A 547-nucleotide genomic window follows, 5' to 3' on the forward strand; every position below is an offset into this window, starting at 1 on the left:
GCCGACGACCGCACGCGGGTGGCGCGCGCCAAGCCGCTGATCGCCGCTGCGCAGGCGGCGGGCGCCGCGGCGCTGATCTCCGGCGACGGCGTGGAGGACATCGTGGGCAAGTCGGGCGCCGACGGGCTGCACCTGTTCGGCGCCGGCGGCGTCGCCGACGCGATCGAGCGGTTCCAGCCCGAGAAGATCGTGGGCGTCGCCACGCCCCCCTCCCGCGACGACGCCATGACGGCGGGCGAGCTCGGCGCCGATTACATCCTGTTCGGCCTCAGCCCCTCCGGCGCGGCCTGGGAGAGCGCCCGCACGCTCGACCGGGTGGCGTGGTGGGTTCCGATCTTCGAGACGCCCTGCGTCGGCTTCGCGGGCTCGATCGACGACGTCTCCGCCATCGCCGCCGCGGGCGCTGAGTTCGTGGCGCTCGGCGACGCGGTGTGGCGGGCCGAGGCCGGCCCCGCGGCCGCGGTCGCCTCCGCCATGGCCATGATCTCGCTTGCGAGGACGCCCGCGCCGTGACGCTCCGCCGGAGCGCCGCGACGCTCGCTCTCGC

Annotated in this window: 1 protein-coding gene; it reads left to right on the forward strand. The window is 76.6% G+C overall.

All coding sequences use genetic code 11. From position 1 onward, the window contains the following. On the forward strand, positions 1-513 hold a 513-nt coding region (locus ACFQ4O_RS18245), incomplete at its 5' end, for a thiamine phosphate synthase (RefSeq protein ID WP_378777860.1). Positions 514-547: the final 34 nt, after the last annotated feature.

It is taken from the genome of Methylopila musalis (genome assembly GCF_042679725.1).
Classification (GTDB): domain Bacteria; phylum Pseudomonadota; class Alphaproteobacteria; order Rhizobiales; family Methylopilaceae; genus Methylopila; species Methylopila musalis.